The organism is Polaribacter sp. AHE13PA, assembly GCF_019278505.1.
GTDB lineage: Bacteria > Bacteroidota > Bacteroidia > Flavobacteriales > Flavobacteriaceae > Polaribacter.
In genome coordinates this window covers 2013135-2032956 of sequence record NZ_CP058985.1, presented here as the reverse complement: position 1 = coordinate 2032956, position 19822 = coordinate 2013135, and the positions used below count along the sequence as shown (strand labels likewise).

Genomic DNA, 19822 nt, shown 5'->3' with positions numbered 1-19822 from the left:
TTAGCTGTATGCAATTTTCTTTTCTTTTGATGTTTTTAAAAGATAGATAAATATAAGAATATTAAAAAGCATTCCTACTCCAGAAAAAAGTATCAAAGAAATAACAATATTATCGTAAAAATAGTATCCTAAGAATAATGCCAAAAATCTAAAAAGCAGTAAAAAAGTATCATAAACAACCATGGTTTTTTGTTTGTTTAGAATTAAAATTAATGGTGATATAGGATTGCTTAAAAAAGCAAAAAATAACCACGGAATTATAATTCTTGAGAACAAACCTACGTCAGACCAATTTTCACCAAAAATAATATCTAAGAAAAAAGAAATTGCAAATAAAGGAATAAAAAGAAAAGAACTTATGAATAATAAATGTTTGACTGTTTTTATAACTAAATCATGCAAATTGCCTTGTTCATTGTAAGTTTTACTTGCTTTATTAAAAAAGACTTGGTTTATTGATTGTTGAAAAATGCCAATAGGAGCTCTTGTAAATTTAACTGCTAGACCATAAATTCCCGAGTTTGCCAAACCAAAATATTTAGTAATTAAAAGCACGGGTAATTCATTAGAAAGATTATTAGTCAAGTTGATAATGGTATTAAAAACGGGAATATCTTTATATTTTTTTGCCAAAAAAAACATTCTTTTTAAGGATAGTTCCTTGGTAAGTTTTTGCATTAATTTGGTAGACGCTTTTATTAAAAAAAGAAGTTGCATAAATTGCCCTAAAAGCATTCCTGGAATTAATCCTAAAGAATTAAAAGAGCTAAAACCGGTAGCAAGTTGAGATGTACTCATTACCGCAGATTTTGTGATCAATCCTTTAGAAATATTTTTAAACATATTAGTTCTGTTGTTCCAAAAATCAAAAATTGAAACGCTACCAAAAAGGAAGACACTTAATGGTAGTAAATAAATTAAATTTACGAGTTTTGTTATATTAAAAAAGGTAGTAATGTTTTCATTAAAAAAGAAGATGATTACAAGTAATAAAAAGCAATATATTGTTAAAATAATAAATGAAAAACCCACTAAATTAATAGCATCCTTATCCTTTTTTGGTAAAACGATAGCAAATTCATATTGCAGAGTTGCCAAAGGCTTTAAGATTAAAGTTACGGATGAAAACAAGGTGTAAATACCAAAAAGCTCTGTAGAAAAAAGGCGCGTAAGTATTAAAATTGAAGCATAAATAACAACTTGACTTAAAGTAGATCCTGTTATTAATGTTAAAACATTTTTAACAAACTCTTTTTTTAGAAAAGAAAATAGTTGCATATTACTTACTTAAAATAATGTATTCAAATATAATGTAAATGACAAAGATACAACACGTCTTTTTTGATTTAGATCACACTTTATGGGATTTCGATAAAAATTCTGATTTAACCTTCGAAAAGGTTTTTAGAGTCAATAATTTAAAAGTTGATTTAAATGCTTTTTTAGAAGTTTACAAACCCATAAATTTTGAATTTTGGAAATTGTTTAGAGAAGAAAAAGTAACTAAAGAAGCATTAAGATACGGTCGATTAAAAAATAGTTTTGACGCTTTAAATCATACTGTTTCAGATGAGGTTATAGTTAAAATGTCTGTAGATTATTTAATGTTTTTACCTGATTTTAATTATTTGTTTGATGGAACTTTTGAACTTTTAGATTACTTAAATGATAAGTATCAATTGCACATCATTACCAATGGTTTTGAAGAAGTGCAGAATAAGAAAATGATTAGTTCTAATATTTATCATTATTTTGATAAAATTATTACCTCAGAATCTGTTGGTGTTAAAAAGCCAAACCCTAAAGTGTTTACTTATGCTTTAGAAGTTGCAAACGCACACAAAGACAATTCTATTATGATTGGTGATAATATTGAGGCGGATATAGAAGGAGCTTTGAGCGTTGGTATGCAAGCTATTCATTGTAATTTTTACAATGTTTCACATAATAAAAGTAATTTGGTATCTGTAAGTTCTCTACTAGAAATAAAGCAATATTTATAACTGATTGAGCGTTTTATATTTAAATAAATAAAAGTTAATTTATCTAGAATTCTAGATGGTATCGCACAATTTTGCGATATTGCATCTGCAAATAATAGTACTGTAAAATTAGAAATTCATTAAATATTTAATTAAAATGATTAAAAAAATAGCATTTAGTTTTTTGTTTTTAATAGCAATATCAGCATTTAGTCAAGAACGAGATATTAATAACTACAAATATGTAATTGTACCAGATCGATTCGATTTTTTAAAGAGTTCAGATCAATACCAAACGAGTTCTTTAACTAAGTTTCTTTTAGAAAAAAAAGGATTTGAAGTTTTTCTAAGCAATGAAAAATTACCAGAAGATTTAATGCTAAATAGATGTAAAGCGTTAACAGCAATAGTTGTAGATTATTCTAGTATGTTTACCATTAAAAGTGTAATTAAATTACAAGACTGTAATAATAATGTATTATACACTTCAGAGGTTGGTAAGAGTAAACTTAAAGAATATAAGAAAGGTTATCAAGAGGCTATAAGAAAAGCTTATGAAACAATGGAAGATTTAAAGTATAATTATAATACTTCTATTGCTGCTAAAGAAAAGATAAAACCAGAAATAGTTAAGGAAAAAGAATCTGTTGTTACCGTTAAAACAAGTGTAAAAGAAATTAATACTAATTCTAATGCTACTAATGTTTTATATGCACAGAAAAAAAATAACGGATTTCAACTGGTAAATTTAACACCAGAAGTTGTTTTTATAATTTTAAATACAAACAAGAAAGATGTTTATGTAATTAAAGGAAAAGACGGAACGCTTTATAAAAATGGAGAAATTTGGATTGCAGAATATTATAAAAATGACCAATTAGTAAAAGAAGAATATCAAATAAAATTTTAATTAATTTTCTATAAAAAAAAATAAAACTTAGTATCCTTAGTTTTATTTTGAATAAAAAATGTCACTTAGAAATAATTTCTGAGTGACATTTTTTTTTGATAAAAGTTTTAGATATAAATTAATATTCATAGTTATTTTTCCATCTATTCTTTAAGATTTCTCTAAACTGATTTTCTCTAGCATTATTACCTGGTTCATACAGTTTTGTTCCAGATATTTCATCAGGTAAAAATTCTTGTTCTACAAAGTTATTCGGATAATTGTGCGAGTATTTATAGTTTTTACCATAGTCTAAGTCTTTCATTAACTTAGTTGGTGCATTTCTTAAATGAATAGGGATAGATAAGTCTCCCGTTTTCTGTACTAAATTTTGAGCATCATTAATAGCCATATATGAAGCATTACTTTTGGCGGAGTTAGCCAAATAAATAGCACATTGACTTAATATAATTCTAGATTCTGGGTATCCAACAACAGAAACAGCTTGAAACGTGTTATTTGCTAGTATTAAAGCAGTAGGGTTTGCGTTTCCAATATCTTCTGAAGCAGAAATAAGTAGCCTTCTTGCTATAAATTTTACGTCTTCACCACCTTCAATCATTCTAGCCAACCAATAAACAGCGCCATTAGGATCACTACCTCTAATCGATTTTATAAAAGCAGATATAATGTCATAATGTTGTTCCCCTGTTTTATCATATCTAACAGTGTTTTTCTGAATTTTAGCGAGTACTAAATCATTGGTGATTTCAATTTCATCCTCTTCAGATACTAATAATTCAAAAATATTAAGAAGCTTTCTAGCGTCCTCTCCAGATACTTGTAATAATGCATCCGTTTCTGTTAAAGTAATTTTTTTGGTTGATAAAAGTTCGTCTTTCTCCATGGCTCTATGTAAAAGTGCCACGAGATCAGTTTTATCAAAAGAATTTAAAATATAGACTTGGCAACGAGAGAGTAGGGCAGGAATAACTTCGAAACTTGGGTTTTCTGTAGTTGCACCAATTAACGTTACCCATCCTTTTTCTACTGCTCCTAAAAGTGAATCTTGCTGAGATTTACTAAATCGATGAATTTCATCAATAAATAAAATAGGATTTTTAACCGTAAACAATCCTCCACTTTTTTTAGCTTTTTCTATAACTTCTCTTACATCTTTTACCCCAGAACTAATAGCGCTCAATGTATAGAAAGGACGTTTAGATTCTGTTGCAATAATATTTGCAAGCGTTGTTTTTCCAATTCCTGGAGGTCCCCATAAAATTAATGAAGGAATGATTCCTTTTTTGATTAAATTGGTTAAAACACCCGTTTTACCCACTAAATGTTGTTGACTGATATAGTCTTCTAAAGTTTTAGGTCTAATTCTTTCTGCCAAAGGTTCATTCATTCCGTAAAAATAATAAAGATTTCTGACAGAAATTGTAAAAATCGGGATTGGTTCTATTTTTGTTATTTTTATAATGATGAAAGAGGAAAATAATTTAAAAAGTTCGAAATCAATTTTCTTAATTCCAATTGTATATGTTGTTACAATATGGCTTATTTATTGGATTGAAATACAACTTGACTTCAATTTTAATAAATATGGTGTTTTTCCAAGAAATCTTGTTGGTTTTAGAGGTGTTTTCTTAACACATTTTATACATAGTAATGTTAGTCACCTTTTTAATAATTCGGTTCCTTTATTTGTGCTTTTAAGCAGTCTTTTTTATTTTTATAGAGATGTAGCTTATAAAGTTTTGCTTCTTGGTGGTTTCTTTACAGGTTTAATAACTTGGTGCATTGCTAGAGAGTCTTACCACATAGGTGCAAGCGGAATTGTGTATTTGCTTTTTAGTTTTGTTTTTTTTAGCGGAATTATAAAAAGACACTTTCGATTAGTCGCATTGTCATTAATCATCATCTTTCTATACGGAGGTATGATATGGTATGTTTTGCCTATAAAAGAAGGGGTTTCATGGGAAGGTCATTTATCTGGTTTTATAGTGGGACTTCTTTTTGCAATTGTTTTTAGAAATAGAGGAATTGTAAGAGAAGAACATCAATTTATAGAAACAGAATTTGATGCTTTGTTTGATGAACATGGTAATTTTACTCCACCAGAAATAAAGCAGGAGGTAGGTGATGAAAAAGTTGAATAGAAATTGGAAACTTCTTATATAAATGGTAAATAAATAAAGCTGTACCTAATTCCTTAGATACAGCTTTGTTTTAAATGTATTTTTAATTCTTTCTAACTCCCCACAACAATTCTTTGTCTTACGGCTTCATATAGTAAAACACCACAAGCAACAGATACGTTTAAAGAAGCTATTTCACCTAATAATGGTAATTTAGCTTTATAATCTACCATTTTTAATATAGAAGGGTTTACACCTCTATGCTCAGAACCCATAATTATAGCAATTGGTTGCTTAAAATCGATATCATATACAGAGTCTTCTGTCTTTTCTGTAGCTGCTACCGTTTTAATGTCTGATGCTTGTAATAAAAATAAAGCATCTTTAATGTGATCTACTTTACAAATAGGAATTTTAAAAGCTGCACCCGCAGATGTTTTTATAGTTTCAGCATTAACAGGAGCACTTCCGTTTTTCTGAATGATAATTCCGCTAACTCCAGAACATTCTGCAGTTCTAATGATGGCACCAAAATTACGTACATCAGATACTTGATCTAACAATAAAAATAAAGGTGTTTTATCACTCTCTACTGTTTTTTCTATCAATTCTTCTAAATCGTAAAATTCTACTGGAGATATTTGAGCAACAGCACCTTGATGATTACTGTTTTTAGATAACCTATCTAATTTTTCTACAGGAACCATACTTGTAGTTAGGTTGTTTGTTTTAATTAACTTGTTCAGTTCATAAAACAATTCTCCTCTTAATCCTTTTTGTAAGTATATTTTATTAATTGATGAACCACTTTCTATGGCTTCAATTATAGCTCTAATACCAAAAATATTGGTTGTTGGTGTACTTTCTGTTGTCATTGTGCAAAGGTATGTTAATTATTGAAATTATTAGACAAAAAAAAACCACCTCATTAAGAGGTGGTTTAAATTTTATAAAAGAAATTAAATAGAAATTACTTCCTCTGTTCCATCTCCATAATCACCTGATATGCTAAAAACGGATACACCATTAGCAGTAATGCTAACTTCATTACCTCCGTCTCCATAACTGTCGTATACCTGTACGGTATAATCTCCAGAAGGTAAACATTCGCTAATTGTTAAAGATGTTCCAGCTAAACCCGTGTAAGCTCCATATCCAAATGGATCTGCACTTGCTAATACTGTTGTTCCGTCAGCATCCAAAATTCTCCAAGCGAATTCTTCTGGATAGCTATCAAAAGTAAGGTTTATTTTTACTTTTATTCCGTTATCAGGGCAAAGTTGAGATAATCCTATTGTTAAAGCTTCACCAGTAAAAGTTTCTTCAGAAGCTTCTAGTCTTAAAACTAATACTTTATCTTCTACTAAATCTACATCTTTTACTCCAATTGTAATTGTCCCTACGTTTGTTCCTCCAGGAATAACAACTGAAGTAGGAACAGTATAAGCACCTTCATCTGCAGTAGTACTTTCTACTACATTTAAAGTAATAGTTCTATCAGAACTTATAATGTTTGTAGTATAAACACTAACTTCTTCAGAAGTTTCGGCGCCTTCTAAAACACCGATATCCATAGAGTTAGATACAAATGACGCATAAGAAGTATCTAAAGCTGTTAGAGAACTATCTTTACAAGAAGAGAAAGATATAATAGCTACAGATGCTAAAAATAAATAAATATATTTTTTCATAATTTATGTTTTTGTTTTAAATGGACAAGCTTATAAAAACTTAAGCTTGCCCATTGTAAAAAATCTAGTTAATGTAAGGGTTGTTTTGAACCTCTGCTTGAGGAATTTCATAAGTTAATCTTTCATCAGTATGAGGAATAGATAAACCAGAGTGAAATACATGGTTTGTACCTCTTGTCATAGTCTGTTTATTTCTCTTCATTGATAAATAACTTTTTCCTTCACCCCATAATTCTATTCTAGTCTGTAGAATAACTTCATTTAATAAAGCATCACCAGATAATGCGTTCACGTATGCATAATCTGCAGCATCATCAAATCTTTGAGATAATAACTCAATTAATCTTGATTTAGCAACACCATCTTGTCCTTCTTTTGCAGCCATTTCAGCAGATAATAAGTACATTTCTGCAACTCTCATATAAACGTAATCATCTTCTACGTTTCTTTGACCACCAATTACTCTAGCAGCATTATAAAACTTATTACGAGGTTGTAATGAATTATCAACATCAAATTGAGTTTTTCTGATATCTCCATCTTTAATTTGTGCAAATAAACCATCATCAATCCCTTTTCTATCTCCAGCCCATTGGTAACTATAGGTAAATACATCAATTTGTCCCCACCAAGAAACTAAATCTAATCCATTAGCTAAAGTAACATCAAATCCCCAGATCCAACCTGGTGTAGTAACGCTGGTAAATCCGCCTACAACTTCACTACTAGTCATTAAAGGATACCCTGCAGCAATAACTTGGTCTGCTAATCCTTTAGCTAATAAGTTAGAAGCGCTGTCTCCTTTAGCTGCATACACATAAGCCAATAAAGCTCTAGCTACATCTTGATTTGCACCTGCTTTGTTTGATCTTTCAAAACCTTCTAAAAGTGAAGCTGCAGATGTAAAATCTTGAATCATAAAATCATATACATCACTCATTGGTGATTGTGGAAATACAGGGTCAAAAGGAGTTGAATACAATGGTAAAATTGCTTCTGTACCGTTATATTCTGCCTGATATAATTGAGATAAATAAAAATAAGCATATGATCTTAATGTTTTAGCTTGTCCTAAAGCATGCTTTGCAGCATCAGATTCAGGAATTGCATCATTACCACCTAAAGAACTAATTATTAGGTTTGCTGATCTTATTACTCTATAGTAGTATCTCCAAGGTATATAGTTATTATTATCAGAATAATCTACTGTAGATAATAAGTTTACAAAGTTAGCATATCTGTTATAGTTATTAGCTGTAAGTGCTAAATCTCCAGAAAGAAAATCTGTAAAGATATCATACCCTTTTTGACCAAAATCTTCATGAGCCGTAGTACCACCCGTTCCGGTGTTCACCATCATAGAATACAAACCACTAAGGTTGGCATCTGAGATTACAGGGTTTAATTGCCCTGTTAAACCTGCGTCTTCAGCATTTATAAATGATGTTGGACTTTTTTCTAAAAAGTCATCACCACAACTTAAAAATGATGTAATTACCGCAAGAGTAAATACTGTTTTTAAAATATTATATTTCATTATTTTTTGTTTTTAAGTTAATTATAATTGTACTCTAACACCTAATGTGAATGTAGATAAAGGACTATATTGGTATCTTTCTGATGCACCTACTAAAGATGAAGATGGATTAAAACCTGTTCTAGAACTTAATAAGAACAAATTGTCTCCTGCTACCCAAAAACTTAAAGCAGACATACCTGTGTTAGTTAATGATTTAGACGGTACACTATAACCAATCCTTACATTGTTTAATGCTAAGTAATCAGATTTTGTTAAAAAACGTGTAGATTGTCTGTTTACATTTACATTTTCATTACTGTATAATCTAGGGATATTTGTAATATCTCCAGGAGCTTGCCATGCATCTCTAATATCTACATGGTAGTTATTAGATCCAACTTGACCATTACCTAATACATTTGCATAGTTACCATCATATCCATAACCTCCTAAACTATAAGCAAACTGTGTACTTACGTCAAAATTATGTATTTGAGCAGATAATCTAAAAGCACCTCTAATTTTAGGTATTGCAGATTTTCCAATAAATTGATTGGTTGCTTCTGTATAGTCGTTTGTAACAGATTTTTTAATTTCTGCTGTTGGGTTTTTTATAGAATATTCAAATAATTCTGCAATTTCTTCTCCAGAATCAAAAGCACCATTCGCATTAGCATCTACATAATGAGTTTCCCAAAGAGGATCTCCATTTGCTGCATTTACACCTACCCATACTGGCATATAATAATCATATCTACTGTGTCCTTCAGCTCTACCAAAGTTTCCATCAATGTCAATAATTTTATCTCTACCTTCTGGAACGTCATATGGCATTTTAGTAAGTTCATTATCTAAAACTTCTCCATTTATAGATAAATCTAATTTAAAGTTTTCTTTGTTGATAATGTGTCCTGTCAAGTCAAATTCTAAACCTCTATTTACAAGTGCACCATCATTTTTAGTGTCAAGAGCATCACCCGTAGAAATTGGCGTACGTACACTAAAAATAAGTCCATCAGTATCTTTTATATAATAATCTACAGAACCATCAATTACATTGTTAAACAATCTAAACTCTGTACCTACTTGATACATTTTACTTGTTTCCCAAGTTAAACTAGCATTTTCTCTTGCTCTTAAAATAAGAGAAATACCTCCGTCTAAATTATCAATATCATATCCATTTTGACCAGAATAGAAATCTACTCCACCTTGATCTCCCTGAATACCGTAACTTGCTTTTACTTTTAAGTTATTTACAAAATCTACATTACTAAAGAAATCTTCTTTACTAACAATCCAAGATGCTCCAGCAGACCAAAAAGTTCCCCATTTCTCTGTAGCAAATCTAGAACTACCATCTCTTCTTACTGTACCAGAAAGAAAATATTTATTTAAATAGTTATAGTTAACTTGAGCAAAGAAACTTTCTATTGCAGTTTCTTCTGTATAACCAGAAGGGTTACTTCCTAAGTTTACATAGTTTGTAGGATTGTCTAAACCATTAATTAAGTTTACTACTGTATTCTTACTGATGTAAGTACGCTCTCTTTCCCAATTATTTGTTTCATGTGCTACTAAAGCAGAAACGTTATGGTCTCCAAAAGTTTTATTGTAGTTAAACATTTGTAAAAAGTTCTGTGTTATAGCTTGTCTTTGTTCTTTGAATAAACTACCACCTTGTCCAGCAGAAGATCCATAGAACGGGTTGTTGATGCTGTTGTCTACTAAACTATAGAAGTTTGCACCATACTTAGCTGTAAATGAAAAAGCATCAGTAAAATTAACTTTAAAAGAGAAGTTACCATTTATAGAATGACGCATATTTTGACTTAAATCATATGTAGCATCTGCAATAGCATTTGTTAAACCTCCAAAACCTCTATTAGTACCATAATCATATTGGTTACCACCATAGTAATCGTCAGCAACTATTGCTCCAGAAGCATCACGTAAAAATAATGGGTAAATTGATGGGATATTATCTGTAAACCAAAAAATTGAACCTGAATCCTCAGATTGACCATTTGCAGTTTGTTCTGCATAAGAGTAATCAATATTAGCATTTGCTTCTAACCAATCTACAGGCTTATGAGTTACATTTAATCTTGTAGAATAACGTTTATAATCAGAGTTTATAACATATCCTTTGTCATTTAAGTAACCAAAAGAAGAAAAATAAGTTGTTGTATCATTACCTCCACTCATACTTACGTTAGCTTCTGTTCTTGTAGATGATTGAAAGCCATAATCAGACCAGTCTTCAGGAGTGTATTTTCTAGAAACACCAGGTATAACTGTACCTGTGGCAGGATCTATAATATCTGCACCATTTGTTGCATTGTACATATTATAATCTTGGCTAATACCACCTCTTGTATCATCAAATAATACATCATTTGCATATGCATTTGCATCTGCAACACCTAATCTACTTCCTGTGTTTCTTAAAGCTTGCCATGAAAGTCCCATGTACTCATCTGGAGAGCTAATTAAATCATAAGTAGGTAAAAGTCTCATGTTTACACCAGACTTTACTTCTACATTAATGTTAGAGATACCATCTTTACCTTTTTTAGTTGTAATTACAATTACCCCATTTGCTCCTCTAGAACCATAAATAGAAGTTGCAGTTGCATCTTTTAATATAGTAGTAGACTCAATATCTGCTGGGTTAATGTTACTAATACTGTTTAAGTATGGTACACCATCAACAACATATAAAGGATCACTGTTACCATTAATAGTACCAAAACCTCTAATTCTAATTTCAGCAGCACTACCTGGTTGTCCAGATCCATTTACAACTGTTACACCTGCTACCTCACCTGCTAATGCTTGTGATATGTTAGAAACAGACTTTGCTTGTAAGTTTTCTGCACTAACTACAGTTGCAGTACCTGTAAAGGCTTGTTTTGTACTTGTACCATACCCAACAACCACAACCTCGTCTAAAACGTTGTTATCGTCAACTACCATACTCGCGTTAACGGTGTTAGATGCTCCTATTTTTTTTTCTACTGGTGTAAAACCTAAGTATCTAAAAACTAAAACATCTCCGCTTTTTGCTAGGATAGAGTACTTTCCATCAAAATCAGTCTCTGTACCTTTGTTGGTTCCTTTTACTGATATACTAACTCCAGGTAAAGGTCCCGAATTTTCTGTAACTGTACCAGAAACAGTTTTGTCTTGTGCAAATGAAATTTGCACGATTAACGCTAAGAGTAGCGTTAAAAATCCATTAAACTTTGTCTTCATTGTATAATTATTTGAATTAATTAAATCCAAAAGTCTTAAATTAATCTTAATAAAACAATTTTTTAACACAAATAGTTTTTTAGTATGTGGTAAAAATAGCATTAAATTTTGTTGTTATTTTTGCTTTTTAAATCTTTTTATTCTTTTATTATTTTTTTAATAGGTTCTTTTTTAAGGGGTTCTATTTTTATTTTATCTAAAAAACTCTTTCTCTCTTCTTGTATTTTGTAATAAAAATAATTTTAAATTTTATTTATTTTTTTTATTTAAAACCTTTCAGTGTTAGGAATAATCGAGTGATTTTAGTGTTTTTGCAATATAAAATTTATTCATTTATAGATATGGTTAAATTATCTGTAATGAATTCTTCTATTTTTGTATTGTATGGGTGTTGTTTTTTTATCAGTTATGATTCTTTTGATAAAAAAAAGACCTCTTAAATAGAGGTGTTTGTTCAAGTAAAAACGATTTTTAACGTTATTATTTCTGTTGATGTTTTTTTTAGGTTCTAGAATAATTTGTATTCCTTTGTAATTATCTTATATGTTAACATAATTTGGTTTAGTGACTTTTTTTATTTAGATAAACGAAATATGTATTAGTTTTAGCTAAAGTCTGTTTTTTTTAAAGATTTTTCTATGGTATAAAAAAAAGACTACCTTTTCAGATAGTCTTTTTTTTAGTGTATTTGATGTTAGTTTCCTACACCTGTAATATCCCAAAATACGCGAGAAGATTTATCATCACCTCCCATTGCACTGCTTGCAGCAGCATAATTATCTGGGTTAAGATCTTTATCGTCGTTTCCGTACAAATACCTTCTTGGTACAGCTTCGTTAGAAATTGAAGGACGAGTAAAAGTATTTGGGTAGTCTAATAATCTCCATGAACTCCAAGCTTCAAATCCTCTTCCGTAAAGTGCTATGTATTTTTGATTACCAATAACTTCTTTCCAAGAAGAACCAGAAGTTGTATACGCAACAGTTGCTTGTGCTAAATATGTGTCAGCCTCTGCTTGAGTTCCTCCCCAATAGATAATCGAAGCGGAAATAGCTGCATTGTAATAAGTTTCTGCACTACCAGTTATAAGACCTCTTTCTACAGCTTCTGCTAATAGAAATTGAACTTCATCATAACTTAAAAGTACTCCTTCTAAGTCTGGTTGATGCCATGCGTCACCAATATGTGTAAAGTCTGTGTAAGAACTTCCTACACCGTAAGGAGCTCCGATATATGGTGTTTTGTTATCTGCTAAATAAGTTGAAGCTCTTGGGTCGTTTAATGGATTTATTAGGTTTACAAAAGTGTCAGCTACTAAAAAATCATCACGACCAGATTGTACTAAGTCAACCCAAATTGAATTTGTATTTGGGCTTGTCGTTTCAAAAGCAAAAGCAAAATTATCATCATTAGATGCAAATAAACCACCTGCAATCGCAGCAGAAGCTATTGTGCTTGCTTTAGCATTATCGTAATCTGCAATTCTAAGTGCCATTCTTAATTTTAAAGAATTACCAAATTTTTTCCACTTTGCAGTTGATCCTCCATAAACGATATCGGCATCACCAAAAGTTTCTGTACCTGCGTTTAAGTTAGTTAAACTTGCGTCTAAGCGAGTGAATAGATCTGTGTATATATCTTCATCATTGTCGTATACAGGTATAATATTGTTTACTCCCATTAAAGCTTCTGTGTAAGGAATATCTCCATATACGTCTACTAATACACTCCAGGTATAAACTTCCATAAGTCCAATTACTCCTAATTGAGCAGATTTTGTTCCTGCATCTAAAAATTCATCAGCATCAAGAATGTCTCTTGCTGCTTGTAAGTCAATTAATACGTCTCTATATAAGTAAGTTGAAAAACCACCACCTATATCTCTTCCTCTAATATCGTAGTTTACTTCGTCTGTATATTGTGTTTCTGTCCAATATTGAGCGAAAAACTTAAATATGTTATAGTTTACATTAGGACTAGACATCCTATAGAATAAATCTTTTTGAGTACTAGTTACCAAATATGATGCTGGTACTTCACTTGGGTTTTTATCATCGACATTCCATCCTTCAAAATCTTCACATGAAGAAAATGTGATCCCTATCAATAATGCTATTAAAAATATTTTTTTCATCGTTTGTTTTTTTAAAATTGAAGTTTAACACTAAATCCATAATCTTTTGTTGTTGGATAAACACCAGATTGATAACCTTGTACATTACCTGAGCTTAAACCTGCTTCAGGGTCTGCGTATGGTAAACTTTTGTCAATAATCCATAAGTTTCTACCAATTAAAGAAAAAGTAGCTCCTTTAAAAAATGAATTACCTAATTGTTCTTGAGATAGAGAGTAAGATACAGATAATTCTCTTAATTTAACAAAACCTGCATCGTATACGTGAAGTGCATTTGGTGCTCTTTTATACCCCAATGCGTTATCAAAATTACTCATGTCAGTTCTTAAGGTATTAACGGTCCCATCAGAGATAGCATTTCCGTCTGAATCTGTACCAGTTTGTATAACTCCTGGTAAAATAATACCTCCACTATCATTACCAGATGTTAAAGCATCTCTTTTTGGGTTGCCTAATTCATTAAGTCCAGCTGTTTCAGGATATAATCCAGTAGCCATACCATACCAAGTATCTAAAGAAAATACATTACCTCCTTTTTTAATATCAATTAAAAAACTTAAAGAGAAGTTTTTATAGGTAAATGAGTTATTTATACCACCTTTCCAATCTGGTTGAAAAGAACCAAGATTTTCATCAGAACTTTGACTTACAGCGTAAGCGCCTGATGTTGCGTCAATAATTTTATTACCGTTGTCGTCAAATACAAAATTAGTACCTCTAATCATACCGTAAGTATCTCCTACTGTTGCGTTGATAGATACTCCACCTTGTAAGCTAGCTAATTGAAGGTTTTTTAAACCTGCAGGAAGTGCTATTACTTTACTTACGTTTTTCCCCCAGTTTAAATCAACTCTCCATTCAAAGTCTTCTGTTTTTATTGGAGAACCGTATAAAGATAATTCAACACCTTTATTTTCTATTTCTCCAGCATTTAACCATTGTCCGGTATATCCTATTGCAGGAGTAACAGATATTGGTGTAAGTAAATCTTTAGATGTTTTATTGTATAGAGAGAAGTCAAAACCTAATCTTCTTTTTGCAAACATCATTTCTAATCCTATTTCTGTCTCAGTAGACTCTTCATTCTTTAGGTTAGAGTTGTTATTTGTTGATGGTAAAGAAGCAGATGCTTGTCCTTGTACAGGTGTGTTTAATCCGAATGTGTTGTAAAGTGATAATGGAGAAGCAGCATTACCTGTTTTTGCATATCCAATTCTTAATTTACCTAAGTTCATAAAGTTAGACTCTACTAGTTCAGAGAATAAGAAACTTCCTGATAAACCATAATAATCATATTGATTATCATCTGTTGGAAGGGTAGAAGCTATGTCTAATCTATAAGATCCTTCAACGAATAAGAAATTTTGATACCCTAAAGATACATTTGCAAAATATCCATCAACTCCAGATTTATATTCATATTGTCCTGGAGCTTCTAGAGCATTAGCAGAGTTTGATAAAGACCAAAGTCCATCAATATTAATTCCACCGTTAGTTTCTGCATCTACATAAGAGTAATGATTTCTTTGGATATTTGTTCCTAAAATAGCTTTTAAGTTTAAGTCTTCCGTAAGATCTTTGTCAAAATGTAACTGTAAATCATAGGTGTTTTGTGTATATGATTCAGTGAAAATACCGTAAGAGGAAGGTAGGCTAGTACTACCATTATTAATACGCTCTTCTTGGTTTCCAGAATAAGTGTCAATAGAAGCTCTGGCAAAAATATTTAAATAATCGTTAATTTCATAGTTTAAATTAACATTACCTATAACTCTATTTCTTACATCAGTTTCATAATTGTTGTCACGCATCCAATAAACGTTGTCGTGGTAAATTGCGTGTAAATCTTCATCAATATAACTTGTATTCCAAGTTGCGTTCTCTCCAGTTGCAAGGTAGGCTGCTTTTTGATCTTTTAAATCTACATTTGTTTGCCACCATTGTCTAGCAGTTTGCATAAAGTTTTGAGAATCATATCCTGTTCCATAACGTCCTTTACCGGTTGTTTTGTTGTAAGAAACACTAGATGCTGCCGTAAGTTTTTCTGTAAGTTTGTATGATGCAGAAAAATCAACATTATCTCTTATTATTTCACTATTCGGCATTATTCCCTTAATGCTTGCTTTTGAATAACCTAGCTTAAAAGTACCTTTATCGCTACCACCATCTAAAAAGACACTGTTAAATACTGTTGTTCCTGTTTCAAATACAGAAGAAGGATCGTTTTTACCAGCCTCCCAAGGGGTTGCTATTCCGTAACCATCTAATGAAGGGTAGAAAGAATCCCATTGTCTTACTAGTGTATTTGAGTCAAATGCAGCTCCATAAGATCCATCCCAGTCAGCTAATGTATAGTTTTCTCCATTTTTAACGTAAAAATCGTCATGATAATTACCAATCCAATATCCTGCTCCATATTCATCTTGGTAAGTTGCAAAAGTATCTGCATTATATTTATTAAATGTTATTGATGAATTCACGGTAACTCCAATAGATCCATCAGTGTCTTTACCTTTTTTAGTTGTTATAACAATAACTCCATTTGCAGCTTGAGACCCGTAAAGAGCAGTTGCGGCACCACCTTTTAGTATGTTTATAGACTCAATGTTATCAGGGTTAATGTCTGCGGCAGCGTTTCCATAATCATAGCCAGCTCCACCTGTTCGTTGGTCAGCGGAGTTTGAGTTATTGTTACTAATTGGTACGCCGTCTACTACAAATAATGCTTGGTTAGATCCGTATAAAGAAGAATAACCACGGATTACAACGTTGGTAGATCCACCCATTGTTCCACTTCCAGAAACATCTATACCTGCAACTTTACCAGATAAAGAGTTTGCGAAGTTTACGTCTTTAATTGCGCTTACTTCATCTCCTTTAACTTCTTGAGAGGCATAACCTAGAGATTTTTTTTCTCTTTTAATACCTAAGGCAGTTACAACAATCTCATCTAAAACGCTAGCGTCTTCAATCATTGTAATATCAATTGTTGCTGAATTGCCAACCGTTTTTTGAATGGTTTTGTAGCCAACATAGCTAAAACTTAATACGTCGCCTTGTTTAACACTAATGGAGTACTTTCCGTTAAAGTCAGTTTGAGTTCCGTTGTTTGTTCCTTTAATTGCTACACTAACTCCGGGTAATGTACCAGATGAGTCTGATACGGTTCCAGAAACCTTTTTTTCTTGAGCAAAAGATATTTGCATCAGAAACACCAATAGTAGTGTAAAAAATCCTTTAAACTTTGTTTTCATTATTATTTGAATTTGAATTATTTGACTCAAATATCAATATTAATTATCAATTGTGCAATCATTTTTCATAAAAATAGTTAAAATAAAGTTAAGTAATGTTAAGTTGTTATGGATAATTAAAAGTAGTTTTTCCAGTTTATCGTAAGTTTCATGCTCTTAAGGTCGGTTTCTTGTTGATTTATTTTTCCTGTTGAAAGGCTTATGTTTATTTGTGAGTTGTTGGTGTTAAATAAATAACCGAAGCCTAATCCGATTAGGTTTTCCTTTTTAGAGTTTAAGTTTATGCGTCCTAAATCAGTTATAGTATATAGATAAGATTTTTCTGAGGTCAGGTATCTGTACTCTAGATTTACAAATGTGTAGCTGTGGGTAAATATGCTTTGTTCGTTAAATCCTCTTATCGAGTTCGCTCCTCCGATTCTAAAAAGTTCATTATTAAGATAAGAATCAGAATTTAAATAACCTGTTTTGTTTTTGATAAAAATACTGTTGCGTGAATTTAGGTTCCATAGATAAGAAAAAGTGGCTTCGATTTTAAATTGGCTTGTTTCTTCGTTTGTTGTTTTTCTATTACCAAAACTGGGATTTATCTCTAAGTGAAATTTATTGCTCAAGAAAAAGTCATTTTTGGGTACACTGTATTTTAATTGTAGACCTAAAAAATAATTGCTAAAGGTTTCTATGTTGTTGGATAGGTTTTCTTCTAGGTTTTCTGATTTTTCAGAATTTAGCGTGAGCGCGAGTCTAATTTTTGAATTGATATGGTAGGAGATGCGTGAATCAAATTTTGAGTTTAGAAATGTGGAATCTTGTTTGTAGATAGAGAAAGTTAATTCTGGGCTAAATTTAGAATTAAAGATGTAGGGTATTGTTGTGTTTAATTTTAATTCTTGTTTTTCTTCACCTATACTGTTCCAAGATAAACCAAATTTTTCACCAGTATTAAGAATATTATTTAATTGTAATTCTAAGTTTCCGTTAAACAATAATTTCCCATCTTCTTTTGATGCAAAACCTATAATTCCATCAGAACTATTATTTTGATGTTTTTTTAAATACATATATAATAATGTAGAATCTTTTGTGAATAAAATTTCTGGAGATTTAATCTCCTTGATAAAGTCTAAATTTTTAGAAGCATCAGAAATTTCTAAAACTTTTTGTTGATTAAATATGTCAGTAGGTTTTATGTTAAAGTAATTTTTTAAATATGATTTAGGGAAATTTTCATATCCTTTAATAATCACTTTATTTATTATTCTTTTTTTAGAAGGATTAATTATTAAATGAGCAAAAAGGATTTTGTTTTTAAGGGTAATGTTTTTTAGTTTCACTTTAGAGAAAGATTTTCCTTCTGTATCTAAATTTTTAGAAATTTTTAATAATGTGGTTTGTAGTTTTTTTATTGGGATGGAAAATGTGTTTTCTGTTGTTTTAAATTCTTCTAAATAAAACTCAAATTCTTTATTTGTTGTTATAATAGCATTGTCTATTTTATGATTCAGATTAAAATAAGCAATGTAATCTTCATTCGTTTTTTTTATGCTATCTATTGTATTTGTAAAATATCCTATATTCTTTAAGTGCTCAGAAATTCTATTAATTTCCAGGTTTAGAAAAATAGTGTCTTTGTGTTTTTTTTGATAATTAATTTTATTTAAAACGTTTACTTCTGTTGTATTTAACGAGGTAAGTTTTAAGGAAAATGATTGTGCAAAGGTTTCTGTATAAGAAAGCAGTGCAAGTATCATATATATATAAGGAGTGATTTTTTTATTCAAAATGGATAAAATATAAGAATCAAAAGTAAAAGAAAATCCTAATAACTAACATAAAAATAAACATTAAGAAAAAATAACTTGCTGATACTTGAATAATTAGAAAATAATTGTACATTTGCGGACTCTTAAAAAAGAGTAAAGGTTTAATTATAAACGAAAAACAGTAATAATTTAGTATGCCAACTATTCAACAATTAGTTCGTAAAGGAAGAACCAAAATAACTAAGAAGAGTAAATCGGCTGCTTTGTCGTCTTGTCCTCAAAGACGTGGAGTGTGTACTCGTGTTTATACTACAACACCAAAGAAACCTAATTCAGCAATGCGTAAAGTTGCCAGAGTTAGATTGACAAATGGTAATGAGATAAACGCATACATCCCAGGTGAAGGACATAATTTACAAGAGCACTCGATAGTATTAGTTAGAGGTGGAAGGGTAAAAGATTTACCAGGTGTTAAATATCACGTAGTACGTGGTGCATTAGATACAGCGGGAGTTGAGGGTAGAACCCAGAGACGTTCAAAGTATGGTGCAAAACGCCCAAAGAAGTAAGAGTTATCAGTAAAGGGTTGTAGGATCTTTAAGGTAGTAGTTGTTGTTTAAGAATTTTTCTTGAGTTTTAACTATTGTTTTTTATTTTTTATAACGAAGAGCTAATGACAAATTAATTAACTTTTTTAATGTAAAGACATGAGAAAAAGAGCAGCAAAAAAAAGAGTCTTATTACCGGATCCTAAATTTAACGATCAGTTAGTAACGCGTTTTGTGAATAACTTAATGTGGAGCGGTAAGAAGTCTGTAGCGTTTAAAGTGTTTTATGACGCTTTAGAGCTAGTAGAAGAAAGAAAAGGAGAAGACGAAGAAAAGTCGGCTTTAGAAATTTGGAAAGATGGTTTATCTAATGTTATGCCTCACGTAGAAGTAAGATCTCGTCGTGTTGGTGGTGCAACATTCCAAATACCAATGCAAATTAGACCAGACCGTAAGGTTTCTATGGCTATTAAATGGATGATTTTATATACTCGTAAGAGAAATGAGAAAACCATGGCACAGCGTTTGGCAGCAGAAATTTTAGCAGCAGCTAAAGAAGAAGGTGCAGCAGTAAAAAAACGTACTGATACTCACAAAATGGCAGAGGCTAATAAAGCTTTCTCTCACTTCAGATTTTAAT

At 30.9% G+C, this 19822-nt stretch carries 14 protein-coding genes; 5 read left to right on the top strand and 9 right to left on the bottom strand.

The annotated features are described in order from the left end of the window. Positions 1-1278 (bottom strand): lipopolysaccharide biosynthesis protein, encoded by a 1278-nt coding sequence (locus H0I28_RS09020; RefSeq protein WP_218761465.1) that lies wholly within the window; start codon positions 1276-1278, stop codon positions 1-3. 38 nt (positions 1279-1316) lie between these two features. Between H0I28_RS09020 and H0I28_RS09015 the strand changes: the two genes are divergently transcribed. Together H0I28_RS09015 and H0I28_RS09010 are read left to right on the top strand one after the other, a co-directional pair. Next, entirely contained in the window at positions 1317-2003 is a 687-nt protein-coding gene (locus H0I28_RS09015) for a YjjG family noncanonical pyrimidine nucleotidase (protein ID WP_218731160.1), read from the top strand. Between the two features lie 136 nt (positions 2004-2139). Continuing rightward, complete coding sequence (locus tag H0I28_RS09010; RefSeq protein ID WP_218761464.1) at positions 2140-2892, top strand: hypothetical protein; 753 nt, start codon at positions 2140-2142, stop codon at positions 2890-2892. 118 nt (positions 2893-3010) lie between these two features. On the opposite strand, the gene H0I28_RS09005 is transcribed toward H0I28_RS09010, so the two are convergent. Next, positions 3011-4282, bottom strand: coding sequence for a replication-associated recombination protein A (locus H0I28_RS09005; RefSeq protein WP_218761462.1), 1272 nt, complete (start codon positions 4280-4282; stop codon positions 3011-3013). Between the two features lie 73 nt (positions 4283-4355). Here H0I28_RS09005 and H0I28_RS09000 point away from each other — a divergent pair, with 73 nt between their 5' ends. Further along, complete coding sequence (locus H0I28_RS09000; protein WP_254712869.1) at positions 4356-5036, top strand: rhomboid family intramembrane serine protease; 681 nt, start codon at positions 4356-4358, stop codon at positions 5034-5036. 92 nt (positions 5037-5128) lie between these two features. On the opposite strand, the gene rlmB is transcribed toward H0I28_RS09000, so the two are convergent. The 7 genes from rlmB to H0I28_RS08965 all read right to left on the bottom strand — a co-directional run bounded on the left by rlmB (position 5129) and on the right by H0I28_RS08965 (position 18622). Beyond that, a complete protein-coding gene (rlmB, locus tag H0I28_RS08995) occupies positions 5129-5890 on the bottom strand; it encodes a 23S rRNA (guanosine(2251)-2'-O)-methyltransferase RlmB (RefSeq protein WP_218731157.1) in 762 nt (253 codons plus the stop codon). A gap of 84 nt (positions 5891-5974) precedes the next feature. Continuing rightward, positions 5975-6706, bottom strand: coding sequence for a hypothetical protein (locus H0I28_RS08990; protein ID WP_218731156.1), 732 nt, complete (start codon positions 6704-6706; stop codon positions 5975-5977). A gap of 64 nt (positions 6707-6770) precedes the next feature. Beyond that, entirely contained in the window at positions 6771-8243 is a 1473-nt protein-coding gene (locus H0I28_RS08985) for a RagB/SusD family nutrient uptake outer membrane protein (RefSeq protein WP_218761460.1), read from the bottom strand. A 21-nt stretch (positions 8244-8264) separates the two neighbouring features. Then, complete coding sequence (locus H0I28_RS08980; protein WP_218761450.1) at positions 8265-11483, bottom strand: SusC/RagA family TonB-linked outer membrane protein; 3219 nt, start codon at positions 11481-11483, stop codon at positions 8265-8267. A gap of 694 nt (positions 11484-12177) precedes the next feature. Beyond that, positions 12178-13617 carry a SusD/RagB family nutrient-binding outer membrane lipoprotein gene (locus H0I28_RS08975; protein WP_218761448.1) on the bottom strand — a complete coding sequence of 480 codons (1440 nt, stop codon included), beginning with the start codon at positions 13615-13617 and terminating at the stop codon, positions 12178-12180. 11 nt (positions 13618-13628) lie between these two features. Further along, positions 13629-16871 carry a SusC/RagA family TonB-linked outer membrane protein gene (locus tag H0I28_RS08970; RefSeq protein WP_218761446.1) on the bottom strand — a complete coding sequence of 1081 codons (3243 nt, stop codon included), beginning with the start codon at positions 16869-16871 and terminating at the stop codon, positions 13629-13631. 116 nt (positions 16872-16987) lie between these two features. Then, on the bottom strand, positions 16988-18622 hold the full coding sequence (locus H0I28_RS08965) for a POTRA domain-containing protein (protein WP_218761444.1): 1635 nt from the start codon (positions 18620-18622) through the stop codon (positions 16988-16990). A gap of 206 nt (positions 18623-18828) precedes the next feature. Here H0I28_RS08965 and rpsL point away from each other — a divergent pair, with 206 nt between their 5' ends. Then, positions 18829-19203: a 30S ribosomal protein S12 gene (rpsL, locus tag H0I28_RS08960; protein ID WP_018943587.1), complete on the top strand. Its 375-nt coding sequence runs from the start codon at positions 18829-18831 to the stop codon at positions 19201-19203. Positions 19204-19341: 138 nt separating this feature from the next. Beyond that, on the top strand, positions 19342-19821 hold the full coding sequence (gene rpsG / locus H0I28_RS08955; RefSeq protein ID WP_087522435.1) for a 30S ribosomal protein S7: 480 nt from the start codon (positions 19342-19344) through the stop codon (positions 19819-19821). Position 19822: the final 1 nt, after the last annotated feature.

Coding starts and splice junctions, on each gene's coding strand:
- H0I28_RS09020 (WP_218761465.1), bottom strand. CDS start 1,278: ATGCAACTATTTTCTTTTCTAAAAAAAGAGTTTGTTAAAAATGTTTTA.
- H0I28_RS09015 (WP_218731160.1), top strand. CDS start 1,317: ATGACAAAGATACAACACGTCTTTTTTGATTTAGATCACACTTTATGG.
- H0I28_RS09010 (WP_218761464.1), top strand. CDS start 2,140: ATGATTAAAAAAATAGCATTTAGTTTTTTGTTTTTAATAGCAATATCA.
- H0I28_RS09005 (WP_218761462.1), bottom strand. CDS start 4,282: ATGAATGAACCTTTGGCAGAAAGAATTAGACCTAAAACTTTAGAAGAC.
- H0I28_RS09000 (WP_254712869.1), top strand. CDS start 4,356: ATGATGAAAGAGGAAAATAATTTAAAAAGTTCGAAATCAATTTTCTTA.
- rlmB (WP_218731157.1), bottom strand. CDS start 5,890: ATGACAACAGAAAGTACACCAACAACCAATATTTTTGGTATTAGAGCT.
- H0I28_RS08990 (WP_218731156.1), bottom strand. CDS start 6,706: ATGAAAAAATATATTTATTTATTTTTAGCATCTGTAGCTATTATATCT.
- H0I28_RS08985 (WP_218761460.1), bottom strand. CDS start 8,243: ATGAAATATAATATTTTAAAAACAGTATTTACTCTTGCGGTAATTACA.
- H0I28_RS08980 (WP_218761450.1), bottom strand. CDS start 11,483: ATGAAGACAAAGTTTAATGGATTTTTAACGCTACTCTTAGCGTTAATC.
- H0I28_RS08975 (WP_218761448.1), bottom strand. CDS start 13,617: ATGAAAAAAATATTTTTAATAGCATTATTGATAGGGATCACATTTTCT.
- H0I28_RS08970 (WP_218761446.1), bottom strand. CDS start 16,871: ATGAAAACAAAGTTTAAAGGATTTTTTACACTACTATTGGTGTTTCTG.
- H0I28_RS08965 (WP_218761444.1), bottom strand. CDS start 18,622: ATGATACTTGCACTGCTTTCTTATACAGAAACCTTTGCACAATCATTT.
- rpsL (WP_018943587.1), top strand. CDS start 18,829: ATGCCAACTATTCAACAATTAGTTCGTAAAGGAAGAACCAAAATAACT.
- rpsG (WP_087522435.1), top strand. CDS start 19,342: ATGAGAAAAAGAGCAGCAAAAAAAAGAGTCTTATTACCGGATCCTAAA.